The organism is Paenibacillus odorifer, from assembly GCF_000758725.1.
GTDB classification, from domain to species: Bacteria; Bacillota; Bacilli; order Paenibacillales; family Paenibacillaceae; genus Paenibacillus_AQ; species Paenibacillus_AQ odorifer.
This window is the reverse complement of the sequence record NZ_CP009428.1, coordinates 1,199,420-1,219,349: the sequence shown is the minus strand read 5'-3', so window position 1 is coordinate 1,219,349 and position 19,930 is coordinate 1,199,420. Positions and strand designations below refer to the sequence as shown.

Annotated in this window: 17 protein-coding genes; 8 read left to right on the top strand and 9 right to left on the bottom strand. The window is 45.7% G+C overall.

The features are described 5' to 3' along the window. Positions 1–139: 139 nt before the first annotated feature. The 7 genes from abc-f to PODO_RS05145 all read right to left on the bottom strand — a co-directional run bounded on the left by abc-f (position 140) and on the right by PODO_RS05145 (position 8,465). On the bottom strand, positions 140–1,990 hold the full coding sequence (gene abc-f, locus PODO_RS05170; protein WP_038569008.1) for a ribosomal protection-like ABC-F family protein: 1,851 nt from the start codon (positions 1,988–1,990) through the stop codon (positions 140–142). 379 nt (positions 1,991–2,369) lie between these two features. After that, the gene (locus tag PODO_RS32125; RefSeq protein ID WP_052096810.1) at positions 2,370–3,281 is read right to left on the bottom strand and encodes a L,D-transpeptidase family protein; all 912 of its coding nucleotides are present in this window, start codon (positions 3,279–3,281) and stop codon (positions 2,370–2,372) included. Positions 3,282–3,839: 558 nt separating this feature from the next. Beyond that, a complete protein-coding gene (locus PODO_RS30915; protein WP_155288089.1) occupies positions 3,840–4,007 on the bottom strand; it encodes a hypothetical protein in 168 nt (55 codons plus the stop codon). Positions 4,008–4,676: 669 nt separating this feature from the next. Continuing rightward, a complete protein-coding gene (locus tag PODO_RS05160) occupies positions 4,677–5,645 on the bottom strand; it encodes a sugar phosphate isomerase/epimerase family protein (protein WP_036680409.1) in 969 nt (322 codons plus the stop codon). Further along, positions 5,646–6,377 carry a ThuA domain-containing protein gene (locus PODO_RS05155; protein WP_038569006.1) on the bottom strand — a complete coding sequence of 244 codons (732 nt, stop codon included), beginning with the start codon at positions 6,375–6,377 and terminating at the stop codon, positions 5,646–5,648. A 51-nt stretch (positions 6,378–6,428) separates the two neighbouring features. Beyond that, positions 6,429–7,505, bottom strand: coding sequence for a Gfo/Idh/MocA family protein (locus PODO_RS05150; protein WP_038569004.1), 1,077 nt, complete (start codon positions 7,503–7,505; stop codon positions 6,429–6,431). Positions 7,506–7,511: 6 nt separating this feature from the next. Further along, on the bottom strand, positions 7,512–8,465 hold the full coding sequence (locus tag PODO_RS05145) for an AraC family transcriptional regulator (protein ID WP_052096809.1): 954 nt from the start codon (positions 8,463–8,465) through the stop codon (positions 7,512–7,514). A gap of 346 nt (positions 8,466–8,811) precedes the next feature. Here PODO_RS05145 and PODO_RS05140 point away from each other — a divergent pair, with 346 nt between their 5' ends. The 5 genes from PODO_RS05140 (at position 8,812) to PODO_RS05120 (ending at position 14,722) form a co-directional block, all read left to right on the top strand. Beyond that, positions 8,812–9,816 (top strand): LacI family DNA-binding transcriptional regulator, encoded by a 1,005-nt coding sequence (locus PODO_RS05140; protein ID WP_038569002.1) that lies wholly within the window; start codon positions 8,812–8,814, stop codon positions 9,814–9,816. A 155-nt stretch (positions 9,817–9,971) separates the two neighbouring features. Further along, complete coding sequence (locus tag PODO_RS05135; protein ID WP_038569000.1) at positions 9,972–11,237, top strand: ABC transporter substrate-binding protein; 1,266 nt, start codon at positions 9,972–9,974, stop codon at positions 11,235–11,237. Positions 11,238–11,314: 77 nt separating this feature from the next. Further along, on the top strand, positions 11,315–12,181 hold the full coding sequence (locus PODO_RS05130) for a carbohydrate ABC transporter permease (RefSeq protein WP_038568998.1): 867 nt from the start codon (positions 11,315–11,317) through the stop codon (positions 12,179–12,181). Further along, entirely contained in the window at positions 12,178–12,999 is an 822-nt protein-coding gene (locus PODO_RS05125) for a carbohydrate ABC transporter permease (protein WP_172628781.1), read from the top strand. The genes PODO_RS05130 and PODO_RS05125 overlap by 4 nt, the downstream gene beginning before the upstream one ends. 34 nt (positions 13,000–13,033) lie before the next feature. Continuing rightward, the gene (locus PODO_RS05120; protein WP_038568996.1) at positions 13,034–14,722 is read left to right on the top strand and encodes a glycoside hydrolase family 13 protein; all 1,689 of its coding nucleotides are present in this window, start codon (positions 13,034–13,036) and stop codon (positions 14,720–14,722) included. A 47-nt stretch (positions 14,723–14,769) separates the two neighbouring features. On the opposite strand, the gene PODO_RS05115 is transcribed toward PODO_RS05120, so the two are convergent. Together PODO_RS05115 and PODO_RS05110 are read right to left on the bottom strand one after the other, a co-directional pair. Next, the gene (locus tag PODO_RS05115; RefSeq protein WP_038568994.1) at positions 14,770–15,300 is read right to left on the bottom strand and encodes an NAD(+) diphosphatase; all 531 of its coding nucleotides are present in this window, start codon (positions 15,298–15,300) and stop codon (positions 14,770–14,772) included. A 36-nt stretch (positions 15,301–15,336) separates the two neighbouring features. Then, positions 15,337–16,812, bottom strand: coding sequence for an amidase family protein (locus PODO_RS05110; protein WP_038568992.1), 1,476 nt, complete (start codon positions 16,810–16,812; stop codon positions 15,337–15,339). A gap of 169 nt (positions 16,813–16,981) precedes the next feature. On the opposite strand from PODO_RS05110, the gene PODO_RS05105 reads away from it, so the two are divergent. The 3 genes from PODO_RS05105 to PODO_RS05095 are packed head-to-tail and all read left to right on the top strand — an operon-like array spanning position 16,982 to position 19,906. Next, positions 16,982–17,827 (top strand): STM4015 family protein, encoded by an 846-nt coding sequence (locus PODO_RS05105; protein ID WP_038568990.1) that lies wholly within the window; start codon positions 16,982–16,984, stop codon positions 17,825–17,827. Next, positions 17,787–19,124: an STM4014 family protein gene (locus tag PODO_RS05100; protein WP_244886425.1), complete on the top strand. Its 1,338-nt coding sequence runs from the start codon at positions 17,787–17,789 to the stop codon at positions 19,122–19,124. The genes PODO_RS05105 and PODO_RS05100 overlap by 41 nt, the downstream gene beginning before the upstream one ends. Then, positions 19,124–19,906, top strand: coding sequence for an STM4013/SEN3800 family hydrolase (locus PODO_RS05095; RefSeq protein WP_038568987.1), 783 nt, complete (start codon positions 19,124–19,126; stop codon positions 19,904–19,906). Before PODO_RS05100 ends, PODO_RS05095 begins: the two co-directional genes overlap by 1 nt. The last annotated feature ends 24 nt before the right edge of the window (positions 19,907–19,930 follow it).

The following is a 19,930-nucleotide window of genomic DNA, read 5'->3' as shown; positions in this document are numbered from 1 at the left end:
ACCATCCTCTCAAGGTTTCTTTATCGCCAAAAAATCCACATTCCTCCAAATTATACACCTTACACCTTACGTCTCCTATCTAAAAACACAACCTGTTCAAGATAAATTCATCCTGAGCAAGGTTGTGTTTTTTATCAGCTTAGGAGGATGCGGGTTTCCCCTCGCCCCTTAGTTCCTGTATTTGTCGCTGCAAATTAACGATTTCTGCCACTAGCGCTGCATTTTCCGCCTCAGAATCCACACTGCTACTCTGAATCAACTGATTCAGACGCAGCTGCAGAAGGGCAAGGTCATCCTCCCGAGCCTGTTCTATACCAGTAAGCAGACGGGTTCTGTCTTTTGCGAAGTATTCAGCATACGTTCCTTGAAAAAACTTTGGTGCCTGAGACGGCTCTAATATCACCAAGCGATTAGCCACTTTAGAGTGAAGATAACGGTCATGAGAGACCATCACTAGTCCACCGGGATACACCATCAGTGCCTCTTCTACACGTTCCCTAGTGTCAATGTCCAGATAATTAGTGGGTTCATCTAAGACCAATAAATTCGCTTTTCCAAAATACAACTTGAGGAAAGCCACACGGCATTTCTCCCCCAGACTCAAATCCCCAATCCGTTTAAATACATCGTCCCGCGTAAATAAAAAGCAACCCAGAATTGTCCGCGCCTCCGTCTGGGTCATTCCCGGCAGTTCAAGCAAGCTATCCAGAATCGTAGAGTTCATCTCTAAGTTATCTAGCTCTTGTGCAAAATAACCGATTGTCGTCCGTGGATGCAGCCGTACTTCACCTTGTGTAGGCTTATTGATCCCTGCAATTAATTTCAGCAGCGTAGACTTTCCAACACCATTAGGACCCAGAATAGACAATCGGTCTCCCCGGTTTAGCGACAAGCTGAAATTCCTAAGAAAAGGCGCACTCCCCTTATAGGCAAACTCTATCTCACGGAGTGTCAGTAAAGAATCTGCCAGAAACTCTTCGCTTTCCAGCTTCATCTTCAGCTTGCCAGTCTCGCGGGGCAATTCTACACGGTTCTTATTTAACCGTTCCAGCGCAGCTTCCTTGGCATGAAAACGAGACACATTTTTCTTGGATTTCGAACGCAGGAAATCGTTTTGTCCGGCAGCACGATGCGCTTGCTGGAACCATTCTGCATACCGCCTAATGCTCTCCAGCAGCTTCTCCTTTTCCTGCTCCTGCTTTTTATATTGTCCCTCCAATGTCCTCAGCTCTATAGTCTTCTGCTCCCGGTACTGTGTATATCCACCCGAATAACGCCGGCATCCCTCTGGACTAAGCTCCAGCACAGACGTCGCAGTTCGATCAATAAATGTTCGATCATGTGATACATAAAACACGGTTCCAGGGTAGTTGCACACCCAATGCTCCAACCACTCCATCGTTTCTCCATCTATGTGATTGGTCGGTTCATCCAGAATCAATAGCTTGGGCTGCCGGGCTAATAATGCTGCTAATTGCACCCGTGTCTTTTGCCCTCCACTAAGTGAGGCGTATGGCAATTCCCAGACTGCATGTTCAAGCTTGAGCTGCTTTAGACTTTTTTCCGCTTTGACCTCCCAGCCATATCCATCAAGCTGCAAGTAACGATCGTACACCTCTGCATATTCAGCCAACTCAGCTTCGTTATCAGCTTTCTGCTCCTGCAATCTCTGACTGAGGGCTTCCAGCTGGCGTTTTAATTCAGGCAGCTGCGCTGACCCTGAAAGAACGTAGTCCAATGCGGTTACTTCCCCTGGTACCTCAAGCTGTTGATCGAGCACACCCCATTCTTCAGATGACAGGCCATGATAGATACTTCCCTCTTCAAAAGTAAGCCGACCGATCAGCCCCTTAAGCAGTGTGGTTTTGCCAATCCCATTTCGTCCAAATAAAAGCACGCGCTCTCCTTCTGCTATCTCAAAGGATACCTCCTTAAATAAAGGGATCCCGTTCCATTCCTTACGTAAATTCTTCGCTTTAATTACAGTCATCTTTCATTCCTCCGATTTCATTGCAAATAAAAAACCGCAGCCAGCGGTCTGCGGTCGAATAGCGTATGAAGGGGGAATGTGCCCAGACATGGATAGACTACGGCCGTGATCACCTGCTGGATGCAGAGTAAACCAACACAATAGATAGAACTATCCATATAAAAGCATCGTAAGGCCCCCGACCGACACACGTATCCCTGACCGTTATCACCCTGCGCGGGTGCTCCGTGACTTGTGCATATGCACTTCACAAACTTTATGGTCTGTTTCAGGAAACGTGTTAGTTATTCATCAGTCGGTGGCCCTCCGTAATTGTCCGTATTTTTAGAATAAGTACAGTATATAACAATTTAAATCAGAAATAAAAGGTCAAGAACAATTATAACTTAATCTTTACCACCTGAGTCTGCGCATTCCACTGCACCTGAACAGCAAATAAATCAGGCAAGATACTCAGCGGAATTAGTAATCGGTTATTTTCATTGCGTGACGGTAAAATCGTAATGGATTTTCCATTCACAATAGCCTTATTGGATAATGGCTTATGTGTCACCGTACGATTGCCGATCGTAATTAGCAGTGCACCTGTCCCCGCTTCACTCTGCAAAGTTCCACCCAGTAAGGCCACGGATTCTCTCAGCGGAACAAACACACGGGAATTTTCCAATATAAAAGGATCCTTCAGCTTTGTTGTCGTCCCATTGATCTCAAAAGTCCCCGCAAACTTATTGCTTCCTACAGAATACCCGTTTTTAGTTGCAATATTCTCCATAGCCAGTGTGCTCGTTGTAATGATAACTCGAGTATTCTTGGCTACTTTTGGATACAGCCAATGAATATCATCATTATGCATTCGAATACAACCAGCGCTAACATACTTCCCTATCGATGACTCATTATTATTGCCGTGAATCGCATACGTCGTGCCATAGGTCCCGTTCACTTCCAGCCCCAGCCAGCGGTCGCCAAGCGGATTGGCCGGATCCCCACCGGGAATTTTCTCTTTGTAGTAGGGTCTGTTTTTTACTTTAACCACCATTTTGAAGCTACCTTCTGGCGTCAGTTCCTTCGACTTCCCTGTGGCAACCGGAAAAGTCTTCACCAGCTTGCCGTCACTGAAATACGCGAGTTTGTTTGTTTTTTTGTTCACGATGATCAGATCTGAGCCAGCAGCTTCCACCCTTCCAACTCCTGTAAAGCAAGCAGCGAACAAAAGCCCAAATACAAGCATCAGTTTAATGTTCCGCTGTAAAAAAGTTTGAAACCGGCCTCCCGAAAAGCATAAATTCATCTTGCTCCACCTCCGTTATATAAAGACGAAATCATTTCAAATATGTTGCGTACCAGCCTGTACCTATTCTTTTCAACTCGTCCCCTCCCGCTTGACGCAGAGATTGCAATACTGTAACCAGTGAATGCACGACAAAAAGCCGACCTTTGGATACGCAAAGATCAGCTAACGCATAAACACATAAGTTGCGGACTCCAGAGACCCTATTTGCAACTTTTTCGCTGTTTTGGGATGCTATCGGACTCCAGAGACCCTATTTGCATCTATTTCGCTGTTTTGAGATGCTATCGGACTCCAGCGCAGTTATTTGCTCAAATACCCTCGAATTCCTTGCTCTTCACGACCAATAGTGTCTCTCGGGTCCGAAACTCGCTCAAAAAACCCTAAAACACGCGAATAGCTGCATCTGAGTCCTTTAGCACAGTTCTACCTTGTTCTTTCCTATGTCTCTATCATTTCTACCCTATGTCTCATACATTACTGCCCTACGTCTCATACATTACTGCCCTACATCTCATACACTTCTGCCCTATGTCTCATACATTTCCGCCCTACGTCTCATACATTACTGCGTTCATTACTGCGTCCGCTCATTTGCCCGTTACCGTTAGCACAGTTACCTACCACATCTGCACCAAAACTCCACCATTTTTCCACCACATCTCCACCACTTCTCCACCACATCTCCACCACTTCTCCACCACATCTCCACCACTTCTCTACCACATCTCCAACACATCTCCACCACGCTCCGCTCCAGTCCCAGACTAACTGCGCTGCACATTTACCCGTATCCCATTCTACCGAAGCTCAACGCACCAGCCCCCAAACTAACTACGGTTTTACCATCGAAGATCAGCTAGCGCATAAGCACATTAGTTGCGGACTCCAGAGACCCTATTTGCAACAAATCCGCTGTTTTGAGATGCTATCGGACTCCAGCGCAGTTATTTGCTCTAAACACCTCGAATCCCTTGCTTTTCACGACCAATAAGGTCTCTCGGGTCCGAAACTCGCTCAAAAAGACCTAAAACACGCGAATAGCTGCATTTGAGTCCGTTAGCAAACTAGTTCATTTTTGATTGGTAGTTAGTTAGTTAGTTCGTTTTTAGTTCGTTTTTAGTTGGTTTTTAGTTGGTTTTTAGTTGGTTTTTAGTTGGTTTTTCGTTCGTTTCTTGTTTCATTTCTGGTTTAGTTACTAGTTCGTTCCCAGTACATTTCTGGGTTAGTTTCTAGTTCGTTTCTTATTAGCTCCTACTCGTCTCTACCTCCTCCCTATCTCTTTGCCAGCTCATTTCTACTCCCTTCCGCTCTTCCGTTTTCCCCTCCACCCCCACTACACACAGAAAAAGCCTTGATTCTCTTAATAGAGAATCAAGGCTTTCTAAATTGACCTTACACCCACCACATACCCTGAGGTTGGTCATGAATAAGAATGGATTGCAAATTGGTTACTGCACGTTGGAAGCCTTCGTCAACCGTCATAAGAGGGTCTTCATGCTCGATGCTCACCACGTAATCATAACCGTAAGTGCGCAGCGCGCTCATGATATCTGACCACTCAGATATGCTGTGCCCACAACCAACGGAGCGGAAGGTCCATGCGCGGGTCTGCACATCGCCATAAGGTTGCATATCGGTCAAACCATACATATTGATGTTGTCCTGATCCAAGTAAGTATCCTTGGCATGGAAATGGTGAATCGCGCCAGCTTTACCGAGAATCTTAATAGCACCTACAGGATCAATACCTTGCCACCACAGATGGCTCGGATCCAGATTGGCTCCGATAGCATCGCAGGTTGCTTCTCTAAGCTTCAAAATCGTATAAGGGGTGTGGCACAGGAAGCCGCCATGCAGCTCGATGCCGATCTTAACGCCATGCTCCTCGGCCAGCTTGCCGATTTCCTTCCAGTAAGGGATCAGCTTATGTTCCCACTGCCAGGTTTTGATGTCGCTGTACACGGTAGGCCAAGGCGTGACTGGCCAGTTCGGTGCTTTTGCCTCATCGCTGTCCCCAGCCGTTCCCGAAAAGGTGTTCACGACCTTAACACCCATGAGTGAAGCCAGCTTGATCGATTTACGGAGAATTTCATCCCCAGCGCGGGCTTCTTCTTTATCTGGTGAAATCGGGTTATTATGGCAACTGAAGGCACTGATCATAATGCCACGTTTCGTGAACTTTTCCAAATATTCTTGACGTGCTGACTCGCTGGCAAGCAGCTCATCTGTCGGACAGTGAGCATTACCGGGATTACCACCCGAGCCGATTTCTACCGCATTCAAACCTGCGGCGGCGATTTTATCTAACATCTCGTCAAGACTCAAGCTTCCAAATACAGGATCAAATACGCCTAATTTCATTTATACGACCACCTTTTCTTTGATAGGCTCTAAGGCTTCAGAATGTCCGTAAACCGGATAGTCACGTTTCGTTGGGGCACACCAGTTCACGCCATTGATGATAACTTTTTGAATATCCTTGTTGTAATAGGTTGGGTAAGATTCATGACCAGGCTGGAAATAAAAGATCTTCCCGCTGCCTCTACGGTAGGTCGATCCGCTTGGGAAGACGTTGCCGCCTTCGAACCAGCCGACAAATACAAGACTCTCTGGTGCTGGCACATCAAAATGCGCACCATACATTTCCTCTTGCTCCAAGTCGATGTATTCACCAATGCCCTCAGCAATCGGGTGACTTGGGTCCATGACCCACAGGCGCTCCTTCTCCTCAGCTTCACGCCATTTCAGATCGCAGCTGGTGCCCATTAATTTCATAAAGATTTTGGACATATGGCCCGAATGAAGCACTACAAGTCCCATACCTTGCAGCACTCGCGCATGTACACGGTTTACAATCTCATCACTTACTTCATGATGGGCGATATGTCCCCACCAGATCAGTACATCCGTGTTATCCAATACCTCTTGCGTCAGTCCGTGCTCTGGTTCATCCAGCGTAGCTGTCTGAGTGTCCAGTCCTGCTTCTTGAAGGAAGCTGGCCAGTTGTCCATGAATACCTTGCGGATAGACCTTAAGAATTCTTTCTTCCTGCCGTTCATGACGGAATTCATTCCATACGGTTACTCTTGTCACTTGGGACACACTCCTAGTTCATATTTATCTATGACCATCGAATTTGCTTAATTATTCAAAAAACACAGGCATTCCAGTTTCAGAGGATTTATAAATAGCCTCCAAGATGCGAGTCACAACCAACGCCTGCTCCGGCTTCACTACAGGTTCGGTGTCATTTACAATGCTGTCAATCCACTGAGCTGCCTCTATCATCGCAGGATCATCTCCCGCACCATCATAAAAGTCGACGCCACCGGCATCCAGACCGATATGCTTTTCAAATGTTTTACCGTAGGCTTCTCCGTTAATGCGCAGACCGTTCTCCATATCTGCTCCGCCTTCAGTCCCACAAAGTACCGTTTTGGCCTCACCGACATCGAGTGTATTCAGTGCCCAGCTTGCTTCTAAGACGATGGTAGCCCCATTCTCCATAGTGATGAATCCAATGGCGGAATCCTCAACTGTAAACTTCTCAGGATCCCACGGGCCCCAAGCATTTGCAGCATTTTTACGACCGGACAGCTTATGATAAGCGTTGCCCACGACATATTTAGGTTTGTAATTATCCATCATCCACAGGGTCAAATCGAGCGCATGGGTGCCGATATCAATCAACGGACCGCCACCTTGCGCTTCTTCATCCAAAAACACACCCCAAGTTGGGACAGCGCGACGACGGATAGCCTTAGCTCTGGCGTAATAGATCTCACCAAGCTCATTATTCTCACATACCGCATGCAGATAAGCTGAATCTGGTCTGAAACGGTTCTGATAACCGATGGTCAGCTTTTTCCCAGTTCGCTCTGAGGCCTCGATCATCGCTTGTGCTTCTGCCGTGGTTTTAGCCATCGGCTTCTCACACATTACGTGTTTGCCTGCTTCCATAGCCGCAATGGAAATCTCCGCATGGGAAATGTTCGGCGTACATACATGAATCACATCTATACTTGCATCGTTAAGAAGCTCTTTATAATCTGTGTAAACTACGGACTGCTCATCTCCAAACTCCGCTTTTGCCTTCTCGGCACGTTCAGCGACGATATCACAAAAAGCAACCATTCGCGCACCTTCTACTTTTTTTAACGCGGGCATGTGCTTGCCGTTCGCAATACCTCCGCAGCCGATAATTCCTACTGTTAAAGTCATTCTGGTCTAACCTCCACTTATTCCTGTTTTGATATCTCTATCATACAAAGCTGAGGAAGGGCTTTCTTCCTGCAATCTTGCTGTATTATTCCCGAATATTGTCTTGTGGTATTTCAGCGGGGATATCCCCGTTGCTTCCTTGAAAAAATGATGGAAGGTCTTCACGCTGCCAAACCCGGCTGCTTCCGCCACGGCAGACATCGGCAGATCTTCATTAATCAAGATCCATTTGGCTTTGTTAAGCCGGTATTCATTTAAGAACGCGATAAAGGTCATGCCCGTGTTTTTCTTGAACAATTTGGTAAAATAATAAGGACTAAAACCCATATAATTAGCTACCTCATTCAGCGAAATAGCCTCCTGATAATGCTGCTCCACATAAATAAAAATCCGCTCTAGTCTCTCCAGTGTTTCTCTGGATTGATTCAGTGTATCTTCCGAGAACTTAGGCTGTTTCTTGATCGGACTTTTCGGCACCTCCCGTAAAATAACGGTCAGCAGTTCAAACAATCTAGCCTTGATTAGAAAAACATACCCTTCTCTTCGCTGTACATCTTCCTCGTAAATACTCTCAATCAGCCCTTTGACCTTCGCGGCAGTTGCCACGGGCCATCTTGAACTGGAATACTCCATAAGCGTAAAGACCTCACGAAGTGAGTAGTCATTACCGTTCAAAGCGGCTACTTCTTGGAACAAATTCAGGTCAAATTGAATCACTACCCGTTCACTCTCAGGTGAAGAGAGAAAATAATGCACATCCCCACCATTGATAAACTGAACCTCGCCCTGCTCCATGTGAATAGGGGTATCGTTAATTCCCAGATTCAGGCTTCCTTTGGTAACATAGATAATTTCAATTTCTTTATGCCAATGCGGATAACACAACGTATCACCATTGCAGAGTAAACTGCGGTAAGGAAAGTGCTTATCTACATCCGGAATCTCGAGATAAATATTCATAAATGCAACTCCTTATCCGAGTAAATCATTAAAACCAGGGCTTGCATGCCATATTTTAAAATTTTACGTAAGCGTTTACTCTCTAAATGTTAGACCTCCAATATTCTTTTGTCAATTCCGATATTTCTAAGTAAATTTTTGGTATATACATCGGTATCATTCCTATTAAAAGATTACTGCTCTTGCGTAGTTTTGATCATTTTTTTATTTTTTAAGTACAGTTGACAAAAGCGCCTACCAGCATTTATATTCGGGGTAAGCGTTTACGTTCTCTTCCTTCATAACTTACTCTCATCAGCGTAAGCGTTTAATTCAAGGATAACCGTAGTTTAAGGAGCTCATAGGAATGAACCCAACGATTAAAGATGTTGCACAGAAAGCGAACGTTTCCATTGCCACAGTCTCTCGCGTGCTAAACAATTTAAGTGGGTATTCGGACAAAACGAAACAAAAGGTAAATGAGGCGATCAAAGAAATTGGTTATCAACCCAATGCGATTGCCCGGGGTCTAATCAATAAGCGTACACAGACCATTGGTGTAATGTTCCCTAGTGTTTCTGGTGCCTTCTCTTCCGATCTGCTCAAAGGTATTGAAGAATTGGCCAATGAACGGAACTACAGTGTGATGGTATGCAATACCGATCAGGACGGTAAAAGAACGTTGAAGTATTTGCAGCTCCTGAGAGAGAAACAGGTTGATGGCATTATTTTTTCGAGTGAAGTCCTTAAGAAAGAATATTACGATGTGCTAGAAACCATGAGGATCCCCGTTGTACTGGTCTCTTCCCAAACAGAATTCGCCAAGGTCCCTTATGTGAAAGTAGATGATTATCGAGCTGCTTTTGACGCTATCCTCTATTTAATTTCAAAAGGTCACCGCAAAATAGCCATGATTAGTGGGAACCCTAGCGATCTTATCGCTGGTGCGCCAAGAGCAGAAGGTTACAAGCATGCGCTTGAAGCAAATGGCATTCCTTTTGACAGCCGCTATCTTGCTTACGGAGATTTTTTGTATGAGAGCGGAAGTATAGCTATGGAGACTCTTTTGGAGCAAGCGCCTGATGTGACTGCCGTTTTTGCTGCTAGTGATGAAATGGCGATTGGTGCCCTCTCCACCGTTATCAAAAATGGTCTAAGCGTGCCCGAGGATATCTCCATTATGGGATATGACGATCTTGGATTAGCCAAAATGGTTATTCCGCCTTTAACAACAGTACGCCAACCGCTGTACGATATTGGAAAGATCGCCGTGGAGAAGCTCATTCAGATGATTGAAACAGGCGAGTCTGTGAACAGCCAGATTGTCGATCACACAATTGTGGAAAGACAAACGGTAAGATCGCTTACCTAAGTCTTTTTATCAATATTACGTAAACGTTTACTGTTTCTTTTATGGCATACCCGTCGCTTAGAAGAACATGAATATCATTTAAATTTGCAATCAACGTAAACGTTTACTCTTACCAAATTCACCATAATACCAACACATTATTAGGAGGATTTATCATGAAAAAAACAATTAAACCCGTAATGGTTAGTCTACTGGCTATGTCCGTGCTTAGCGCCTGCGGTAGCAATAGTGGTAACAATGCGGCTGACAACACATCTAGCGGCGGGAACTCCTCCGGTGACAAGGTGAAAATCGAGTTTTTCCAAAATAAGACCGAAGCCAAAGCCACCTTCGACAAGCTGGTTGCGAAATTTAATGAAGCCAATCCGAACATCGTAGTCACTCAAGTGAACCCACCAGATGCCGAAACAGTACTGAAGACTCGTGCAGCTAAAAAAGACATTCCTGACGTGGTAGGTATCGGTGCCACTGACACCTACAAAACATTATCCGGAAGTGGTCTGTTTGAAGACTTCTCTAGTGATCCACTTGCTGAAAGTATCCAGCCTGCTTATGTTCAAATGCTGAAAGACCTGACGGGTTCTAGCGAGCTGAATGGTCTTCCATTCTCTTCGAACGCAAGTGGTGTCATTTACAATAAAGCGATGTTCACTGAAGCCGGCGTTACTGTGCCAACCACTTGGGACGAGTTCATTGCCGTCGCTCAAAAGTTCAAGGACAGCGGTAAAAATGCTTTTTACCTGACCCTTAAGGATTCCTGGACAACCCTTACGCCGTTCAACTCCCTCTCTACAATCATAAAAGGCAATGATTTCTTCAAGCAGCGTACTGAAGGTACTGTGACTTTCGCAGACAGCTTCAACGAAATTGCTGAAAAGCTGCTTAAGCTGACGGAGTTCGGTCAGAAAGATATTTTTGGAAAAGGCTACAATGACGGCAACACAGCTTTCGCAAAAGGTGAATCTGCAATGTATCTGCAAGGGGTATGGGCGATCCCAGAAATCGTGAAGGCTAATCCATCCATTGAGCTTGGTGTATTCCCTTTCCCAGCGACAAATGATGCTGCTAACAATAAGGTCATTTCTGGCGTAGACACATTGTTGACTATCTCTAAAAGCACTAAACATAAAGAAGAAGCTAAAAAATTCGTTGAATTCCTGCTCCAGCCTGAGAATGTCAGCCTCTACATTAACGAGCAAAAAGCATTCCCAGCTGTGCAAGGTGTAACACAAGATGATCCGACAATGGACGGCTTCAAAGCAGCATTTACCTCAGGTAACTTGGCCGACTTTGCGGACCACTACATCCCAAGTGCAATGAAAGTGGATACCATCAATCAAGCCTTCCTGCAAAAGAAAGATGTTGATGCGTACCTGAAACAGCTTGATAAAGAATGGGATAAGGTAGCTGACCGGAAATAACAAGACCTGACAAATAAGAGCCGAGAAAGAGAACGGGACTCCCCCTTCTCTTTCTCTTTTCCAAGGAGGATTACATGATGGCCAAACGCCGAGTCGCCTTTTATCTAATGACTATACCGGCATTGCTTCTTTTCTTTGCCTTTCACACCTTTCCTGCACTGCAGGGTATTTATTATTCGTTCACTAACTGGGACGGCTTCAGTGACAGCTTTGATTACGTAGGATTTAAGAACTTCATTAACATTTTTCAAGACGAAAATGTGCTGAATTCATATGTGTTCACTTTTAAATATGCCATCTTAACAACTATTCTCATCAACATCATCAGTTTGTTGATTGCGCTTGGGCTTAACGCCAAGATTAAAGCCAAAAACTTTTTCCGCGGTGTATATTTCCTGCCTAATATCCTCAGCGTGCTGATTGTCGGCTTTATTTTCAACTATTTGTTCGCAAATGTATTCCCTATCTGGGGCGAGAAGCTTGGCAGCGAATTCCTTTCGCAGAACATTCTCGGCAACTCCGATTGGGCCTGGATCGGTATCGTCATTGTAGCCGTCTGGCAGGGAATTGCTTATAACACGATTCTCTATCTGGCAGGTCTACAGACGATTCCGCAAGATCTTTACGAAGCCTCCAATCTGGACGGCGCTAGCCGCTGGAGAGAATTCTGGAGCATTACTTTTCCAATGCTTGCTTCCTTCTTCACGATCAACATGGTGCTGGCGATGAAGGGCGGCTTAATGGTATTCGACCAAATCGTAGCCTTGACAGGTGGGGGACCTGGACGTTCAACACAATCCATTGCCCACTTAATCTATACAGGCGGCTTCCAAGGCGGAGAATTTGCCTATCAATCGGCGAACGCCGTGATTTATTTTATCGTGATCGTTGTGATCTCCGCCCTTCAGCTTAAATTTCTGCAGAAACGGGAGATGGACTTATGATCAAAAAATCAAGCAACTGGCCTGCAACGATTCTTATCGCGCTAGGCTCACTACTAATCCTTTTTCCGCTGTACATGACTATTGCTATCGCGTTAAAGAATCCCGAGGAAATGGCTCAATCCATCTTTTCACTGCCGACTGGCCTGCATTTTGAGAATTTCGCCAATGCCATTAAGGCAACTAATTTCTTCAACGCCTTGGGAAATAGCGCCACGATCACAATAACATCAGTAGTGTTCATCTTGCTTACCAACTCCATGGTAGCCTACGCGATTGCCCGCAATATGAACCGAAAATTCTTCAAAGCGCTCTACTTTTACTTTATCAGCGCAATGTTTATTCCTTTCCAGATTATTATGCTGCCTGTGGTCAAAGTGACAACGGATCTGCATATGAACAACATTTTGGGTCTTATTATTCTATACATTGTTTATGGCTTGGCTTTTAACGTGTTTGTATACACTGGCTATATCCGCTCTATTCCTTATGAGCTAGAGGAAGCTGCCACAGTAGATGGTGCAACGACATTCGGAACGTTCTGGAAGATTATTTTCCCACTTCTTGCTCCGGTCAGTGCAACAATTGGTATCCTCTCTTGTCTGTCGACTTGGAACGACTTTATGCTGCCGTTGATTCTGCTCGGTGATCAGGATTCATACACACTTCCGCTTGTACAGTATGTCTTCCAAGGTCAATTCAGCACAGATTTCAACTTAGCCTTTGCTTCGTATCTGCTCGCTTTATCCCCGATGCTCGTGGTCTATTTGTTCGCGCAAAAATGGATTATAAGTGGACTAACATCAGGGTCCATTAAATAACTAAGATTTATATAGAGAGATAGGAGAGTTATACATGGATAAGAAATGGTGGAAAGAAAGCGTAGTTTATCAAATCTACCCCCGCAGCTTCAAAGACAGTAACGGGGACGGCATCGGTGATCTGCAGGGCATTATCTCGAAACTCGATTATTTAAATCAGCTTGGCGTCGACGTAGTCTGGTTATGCCCGGTATATGAGTCGCCAAACGACGATAACGGCTATGATATCAGTAACTATCAAAGTATTATGGATGATTTCGGAACACTCTCTGATTGGGAGGAACTGCTAGCTGGACTTCACAGCCGCGGCATGAAGCTGATTATGGATCTCGTGGTCAACCACTCCTCTGATGAGCACGCTTGGTTCGTGGAGTCCCGCAAATCGCAGGATAATCCTTATCGTGATTATTATATCTGGCGGCCGGGCCAGGACGGACAGACGCCTAACGACTGGGGCTCCTTCTTCAGCGGTTCGGCTTGGGAATTCGATGAGAAGTCGGAGGAATATTACCTCCATCTCTTCTCGAGAAAGCAACCCGACCTGAATTGGGATAATCCTAAGCTGCGCCAGGAAGTCTACGATATGATGACCTGGTGGCTGGACAAGGGTATTGACGGATTCCGCATGGATGTAATCAACTTGATTTCCAAAGTACCGGAATTACCTAGCGTTGCCCCAGAAAATAACGGAGAACAGCCTACGTACCACTTCGGAGGAGACTATTTCGTTAACGGACCACGCGTACATGAGTATATGCAGGAAATGAACCGTGAGGTCCTGTCCAAGTACGATATCATGACAGTGGGCGAAGCCGTTAATGTCACTCCAGAAGAAGCTTCACTGTATGTTTCCGAGGATCGCAACGAGCTTAACATGGTATTCCATTTCGAGCTCATGGACGTCGATTCCGGACCTGGAGGCAAATGGAATGTGCAGCCTTGGAAGCTGGCGGACATCAAGTCCATCATTTCCAAATGGCAAGTCGCGCTGGACGGTAAAGGTTGGAACAGTCTGTATATGAACAACCACGATCAGCCGCGTATGTTATCCCGCTTCGGAGATGATAAGCTATATCCGAAAGAGTCTGCCAAGATGCTCGCAACACTGCTGCACACGCTCCAAGGCACACCTTACATCTATCAAGGCGAAGAAATCGGCATGACGAATGTACAGTTTAATTCCATCAACGATTACAAAGATATTGAAATCCTGAATATGTATAAAGAATACTTGGCTGCCGGACATTCGGAAGAAGCTATCATGAACTCCATTTACATTAAAGGCCGGGACAATGGCCGTACGCCAATGCAATGGAACGCCGAGCCGCAGGCAGGCTTCACGACGGGCTCTCCTTGGATAGCCGTAAATCCTAATTACAAGGAAATTAATGTGGAGCAGGCGCTGGCTGATCCTGATTCTATTTTTTACTATTATAAGAGACTTATTGAGCTACGCAAGCAGCATGAAATTATCGTATATGGTAGCTATACGATCTTGGCTGAAGAGAACGAGCAGATCTATGCTTATCTGCGTACTCTTGGAGAAGAACAGCTACTGGTTGTATTGAATTTCTTCGGAGTGCCCGCGACCTTCGAACTTCCTTCTACTGTGAAATTCCAAACGAAGGAACTGCTTATTGCCAACTACGAAGTAAATCCAGAAGAAGAACTAAACACAATTCAGCTTCGCCCTTATGAAGCTCGTGTGTATAAGCTTAAATAATTCCCCCCTTGCATGGAAACAACAAAAAGGAGCCTCATGGCTCCTTTTTAATTTCCTCCAACAGCTACCGGATTGACCTGTACCTGTCCCGCGTTCAATTTCTCAATAATCGCCAGTAAGAAGGTTTCGGCTAGGCTGTTCTTTTTAATCGCTCTGGCGGCTTCTTCCAAGGTAAACCATTCAGCATGATCAACCTCAGTACTCACCTGGCTCAAGTCCTCCGAATCTGCAACACCTATAAAATTCAGCATTAGCGTATTGGATGGTGCGAAGTACAAGCTGCGCATATATTCATAAGCGACAATATCAAGTCCTACCTCTTCTTTTACCTCACGTACGAGAGTCGTTTCCGCATCTTCACCTTTGTTCACGTATCCTGCGAGTAATATGTAGTCTGGCCGATTATATTGCTGAATTAATAAAATCTTGTTTTTCTCCCTGTTTAATACTGCTGTACTAATCGCCGTGCTGAAAATAGGGAATCGGAACATTTCACATGCATTACAATAAGGTACCTGCCCTTCCCCATCGGCTTCTTTCATTACTAACGCAGTCCCACATTCCAGGCAATACTTCAAACTGATCGCTTCCTTCTATTCTAAGTTAGCCTAATTCTACTCCAATTGAGGAGGAATCCGGTGATACGTAGCTTGTTCAAACCCGTATGCTAAGGCTATGAGCGTAGGCTCGCTATAAGCTTTTCCGGAAAAAACAACACCAAAAGGCCCCCTGGTCGAATCCCCATCCGCATCAATAATGCCTTGAGATACATATCCCGCCGGAACGGTAACTAATGGATAACCTAAGCGTGCCGCAATATACATGCCATCTACATCACCAGGCAGCAATAACGCGTCTAAACTATATTGTTCCAACACATAATCTATTCCTTGCTCAAGCGCTAATTCCTTGTATTCTTGTCTCTTCTCTTCATAGACCTCTTCAGTTAATGTTATTTCTTCTGATCTTGTCAGAGTGTCTTGTCCATATTGCAAGGCAATCTCAGCATGTCTTTCATTATAGGCTATCAATTCCTGCAAAGAGTGAATCGGAACGGATTCATCTACTTGTGCTAAATACTGGTTGAGCCCTTTTTTAAATTCATAACAAATCACATCATTATTCCAATTCTGTTGTTCAACATGTACTGTGACAGGATCTATAATGGTAGCCCCTTCGTTCTTCAAGGTCAAGATAGCTGCTTCCATAATTGCAAGCCTCTCAGTGTCTAAATGCTTATAATAATGCCGTGGAATACCTATTCTTGCTTGTCGTATAAAGCTTTTATCTAAACTTGAAGTATAGTCTGTATAAGCGTATTTTTTGCTTGAAAATGTTGCTGAATCGTTGGCGTCCACTCCGGTTAATGCCCCTAAAATAATTGCCGCATCTGTAACCGTTCTAGCAATAGGCCCAGGGGTATCCTGACTTACTGAAATGGGAATGACTCCAGTACGGCTGACTAATCCCACCGTAGGTTTGATTCCGACAAGAGCATGTTGGCTGGCTGGACCGATAATAGATCCTGCGGTTTCCGTTCCGATCGCTGCTGCTGCCAGATTCGCTGCTACGGCTGCCGCAGGCCCAGAGCTGGAACCACTGACAAATACCGTCCCAGGTCCATACGGATTCAGTACAAGCCCTCCCCGCGAGCTATATCCCGCAGGCATTGTACTAGACATAAAATTAGACCATTCCGACATATTCGCCTTCCCAAGTAAAATAGCCCCCGCCAATCGAAGCTTGGCCGCTACAAATGAATCTTTTGCCGCAATTGATCCAGCTAAAGCTACAGAACCGGCACTCGTATGCATCTTATCCGCGGTGTCTATATTATCCTTCAATACAATAGGAATACCGTGCAGGCTCCCCCGGCTCCCTTTTTCTGCTCGTTCTTTATCGAGTGCTCGCGCGATTTGTATAACCTCTGGATTTATTTCTAAAATAGAGTTTATGTCTATATCGTATTTATGGATCCGCTCCAAATACACTTGAACTATATCCTCTGAGTTGATTAAACCTGCTTCCAGAGCCTCTTGCATTTTAATTATATCCGTCTCAATAATCCATTCCTGAAGTTTATTCTTCATACGAATAACTCCTTCCAAAAAAATAAAAATGCCTCTAGTATAAACCTACCACAAAATTTCACCTCAATAATATGGAGAGTTTAACTATAGTTATATTCAGCTATTTGACTCCCTCGGCTACAGATGATAGGGTATTTTCGAAGTTAAATTTTTCCGGGAGGGAACACCCATGACGGAAGTAAAGCTTAGCATCGGATACGACGAATTCGAAGAAGGTCAAAGAATTGGCAAAGCAATTGAGAAGTTAAGCAGCAGCGCTGAAAGTGCGTCACTAACCAGCCTAATTATTGGTGATTGGGGGCAAGCCTACGAGAATAGCTCCGATGAGGTTGTGGATGCGCTGGTTACGCATAGTGCAAGCTTCCCTGCTTTACGCAAGCTTTTTATTGGTGAGATGGGTTATGAGGAGTGCGAGATTTCTTGGATTACCCAAAGCGATCTATCACCGCTGTTGCCTGCCTTTCCAGAATTACAATCACTCACCATTCAAGGTGGAAATGAGCTAAGCCTCTCAGAGCTAAAACATGACAAGTTAGAAAAGCTAATTATTATCACTGGTGGCTTGAGTAAAACCGTGCTTGAAAATATTGCAGCCAGCCAATTGCCGAATTTGCGTAAGCTGGAACTATATCTTGGCGTAGATAACTACGGCTTTGACGGAAGCCTCGCAGATATTCTACCTCTTTTAGAAGTAGGAAAGTTCCCTAAACTTACCTATCTGGGATTAAAAAATAGCGAAATACAAGATGAAATCGCCGGTGCAGTAGCAAATGCTCCAATTCTGGATCAGTTGGATACGCTAGATCTGTCTCTAGGTACCCTCAGCGACGAGGGGGCTGAGTTGCTTCTAGCCAGCGAGAGAATCAAGGGACTAAAGGCATTGAACCTAAGCCATCATTATATGTCTGACGAGATGATCAGCCGCTGGCAAAAGAGTGGATTGCCTGTCGATGTCAGCGACAAGCAGGAAAGCGATGATGAGGAAGACTGGCGTTATCCTTCCATCACAGAATGAGCCCCTCATGCGGCCAATGATCGTTATTGGTATTCCCGGAGATAAACGAACTAGCGGCATTCAGCAAGCGCGTTCCGATCTCGGAATGCCACCCGCCATCATTTTATCGTATGCTGAGTTCCTGCAAGGTCAATCGTTAGGTGATCTGCTGGAAGTGCAGAAGCAGCAGTTATCCAGCCAGCCGGCTGTTTATAACGGAATAGATCTCAGTGCGGCTCCCCCGCTGCTGAGATTGGAATCGCCTGGAAGCAGCTTTGAAGTAGAACGTGCCTTAATCGCTCTTGGCGCACCTGATGCCGTTGATGTTGACGATTCGCTGCATCCCTACGCTGAAAGACCTGATCCGCGCCCACTCCGTGTGAAGGTAGCTCATCAATTGAAGGAGATGCAGGGTGTCCTGCATCATCCTTCGCAATGGTTCCGCGGTTATTGCCGCATGCTGGCTAGACTACAGCGCGAAGCCAAAGAGGTTTGTTCAGGTTCGCTATGGTTAAATGACCCCGCAGACATTGCGGCCATGACCGATAAACGTCGGACACAACAGATTCTAAGTGAGGCAGGCATCACTATTCCTCGTCCATTAGGCGTGGAACAGCAGCCTACGGACTATGCCTCTCTCCGTGAGATGATGATATCCCGGCGAATGCACCGGGTATTCATCAAGCTAGCCTTCGGCTCTGCCGCTTCCGGGGTGATCGCCTATCAGCTCCATCCCGTTACAGGTGCCGAAGTTGCCTTAACTACAGTGGGGGTCGAGAATTATATCACCCGACCACCCATTTACTATAATTCCGGTAAACTGCGGCGGTACACAGATACCGCTACGATCTCCGGCATTATTAACTGGATTTATCGACATGGTGGTTATGCCGAGCAATGGATTCCTAAGATCGGCCATAACGGCAAAGCCTTCGATATCCGCCAGCTCGTGGTTCTCCGCGAAGCCTGTCATGCAATTGCTCGTGTAAGTTCCACCCCAATTACGAATCTGCATTTACGCAGCCAGCGGATGTCTCCTTCGGAAGCCGGTCTATCAGAATTCATACAGGAGCAGGTACGAAATACCGCGTTGCAAGCGCTGGCGGCATTTCCCCGTTCTGGAGTTGCCGGGATAGACGTGCTGATATCTGGAGGATCGCAGCAGTGTTTTGTCGCCGATGTTAATCCTTTTGGCGATTTGCTGTACGATGTGAAATACCGTGGCTGCAGCACCTACGAATGGGAAATGAAGGTATTGACCGCCAGAGACTATATTACTCATCCCTCAACACCGCTTATAAAGGAAGGATCCTCTTAATGGATATGAACACTATCGTTGGCACCCATGACATTCTAATGATCACACTCGATACCCTTCGATACGATGCAGCTACTATGGAGGAAGCGAACTGCCCGAACCTGTGCGGAACGGGACCCTGGGAGAAAAGACATACTCCCGGCAGCTTTACTTATGCGGCCCATCACGCTTTTTTCGGCGGCTTCTTGCCAACTCCAGCCACAACGGATAAAACCGAGCATATCCGCATGTTCCATTCCCGAAACACCGGAATGAAGACGCATCCCCATACATGGCTGTTCGATACGCCGGATATCGTGTCAGGACTTGCTGCTGAGGGCTATCGTACGGTTTGTATTGGAGGTGTTATTTTTTTCACCAAAAAAAATCCACTCGCTCGTGTGTTGCCAAGCTATTTCCAGCAAAGCTACTGGCGGATGACCTTCGGTGTGACCAATCCGCGTTCCACAGAGCATCAGGTGAACCATGCCTTGAAGCTGCTAAAGGATACTCCTAGCGAGCAAAGATTGTTTATGTTCCTCAACGTCTCTGCCATTCACGGACCAAATCATTATTTTGTACCTGGTGCTAAAAAAGACTCCGTAGACAGCCAGCGCGCCGCTCTTCGTTATGTGGACGGTGAACTGGGCCGGTTGTTCGATGCGTTCCGGGAACGCGGCAATCCGGTCTTCTGCCTGGCTTTTTCAGATCATGGAACCGCTTATGGGGAAGATGGCTATCAGGGGCATCGCCTAGCCCACGAGACGGTATGGAACGTCCCTTATCGGGAGTTTATTTTATAATATTTATACCAAGGAAAGGATGGA

What these genes read in the sequence shown, in the direction of transcription:
- abc-f (WP_038569008.1), bottom strand. Translation starts at nt 1,990, where the DNA reads ATGACTGTAATTAAAGCGAAGAATTTACGTAAGGAATGGAACGGGATC.
- PODO_RS32125 (WP_052096810.1), bottom strand. Translation starts at nt 3,281, where the DNA reads ATGAATTTATGCTTTTCGGGAGGCCGGTTTCAAACTTTTTTACAGCGG.
- PODO_RS05160 (WP_036680409.1), bottom strand. Translation starts at nt 5,645, where the DNA reads ATGAAATTAGGCGTATTTGATCCTGTATTTGGAAGCTTGAGTCTTGAC.
- PODO_RS05150 (WP_038569004.1), bottom strand. Translation starts at nt 7,505, where the DNA reads ATGACTTTAACAGTAGGAATTATCGGCTGCGGAGGTATTGCGAACGGC.
- PODO_RS05145 (WP_052096809.1), bottom strand. Translation starts at nt 8,465, where the DNA reads ATGAATATTTATCTCGAGATTCCGGATGTAGATAAGCACTTTCCTTAC.
- PODO_RS05140 (WP_038569002.1), top strand. Translation starts at nt 8,812, where the DNA reads ATGAACCCAACGATTAAAGATGTTGCACAGAAAGCGAACGTTTCCATT.
- PODO_RS05135 (WP_038569000.1), top strand. Translation starts at nt 9,972, where the DNA reads ATGAAAAAAACAATTAAACCCGTAATGGTTAGTCTACTGGCTATGTCC.
- PODO_RS05130 (WP_038568998.1), top strand. Translation starts at nt 11,315, where the DNA reads ATGGCCAAACGCCGAGTCGCCTTTTATCTAATGACTATACCGGCATTG.
- PODO_RS05125 (WP_172628781.1), top strand. Translation starts at nt 12,178, where the DNA reads ATGATCAAAAAATCAAGCAACTGGCCTGCAACGATTCTTATCGCGCTA.
- PODO_RS05120 (WP_038568996.1), top strand. Translation starts at nt 13,034, where the DNA reads ATGGATAAGAAATGGTGGAAAGAAAGCGTAGTTTATCAAATCTACCCC.
- PODO_RS05110 (WP_038568992.1), bottom strand. Translation starts at nt 16,812, where the DNA reads ATGAAGAATAAACTTCAGGAATGGATTATTGAGACGGATATAATTAAA.
- PODO_RS05105 (WP_038568990.1), top strand. Translation starts at nt 16,982, where the DNA reads ATGACGGAAGTAAAGCTTAGCATCGGATACGACGAATTCGAAGAAGGT.
- PODO_RS05100 (WP_244886425.1), top strand. Translation starts at nt 17,787, where the DNA reads ATGATGAGGAAGACTGGCGTTATCCTTCCATCACAGAATGAGCCCCTC.
- PODO_RS05095 (WP_038568987.1), top strand. Translation starts at nt 19,124, where the DNA reads ATGGATATGAACACTATCGTTGGCACCCATGACATTCTAATGATCACA.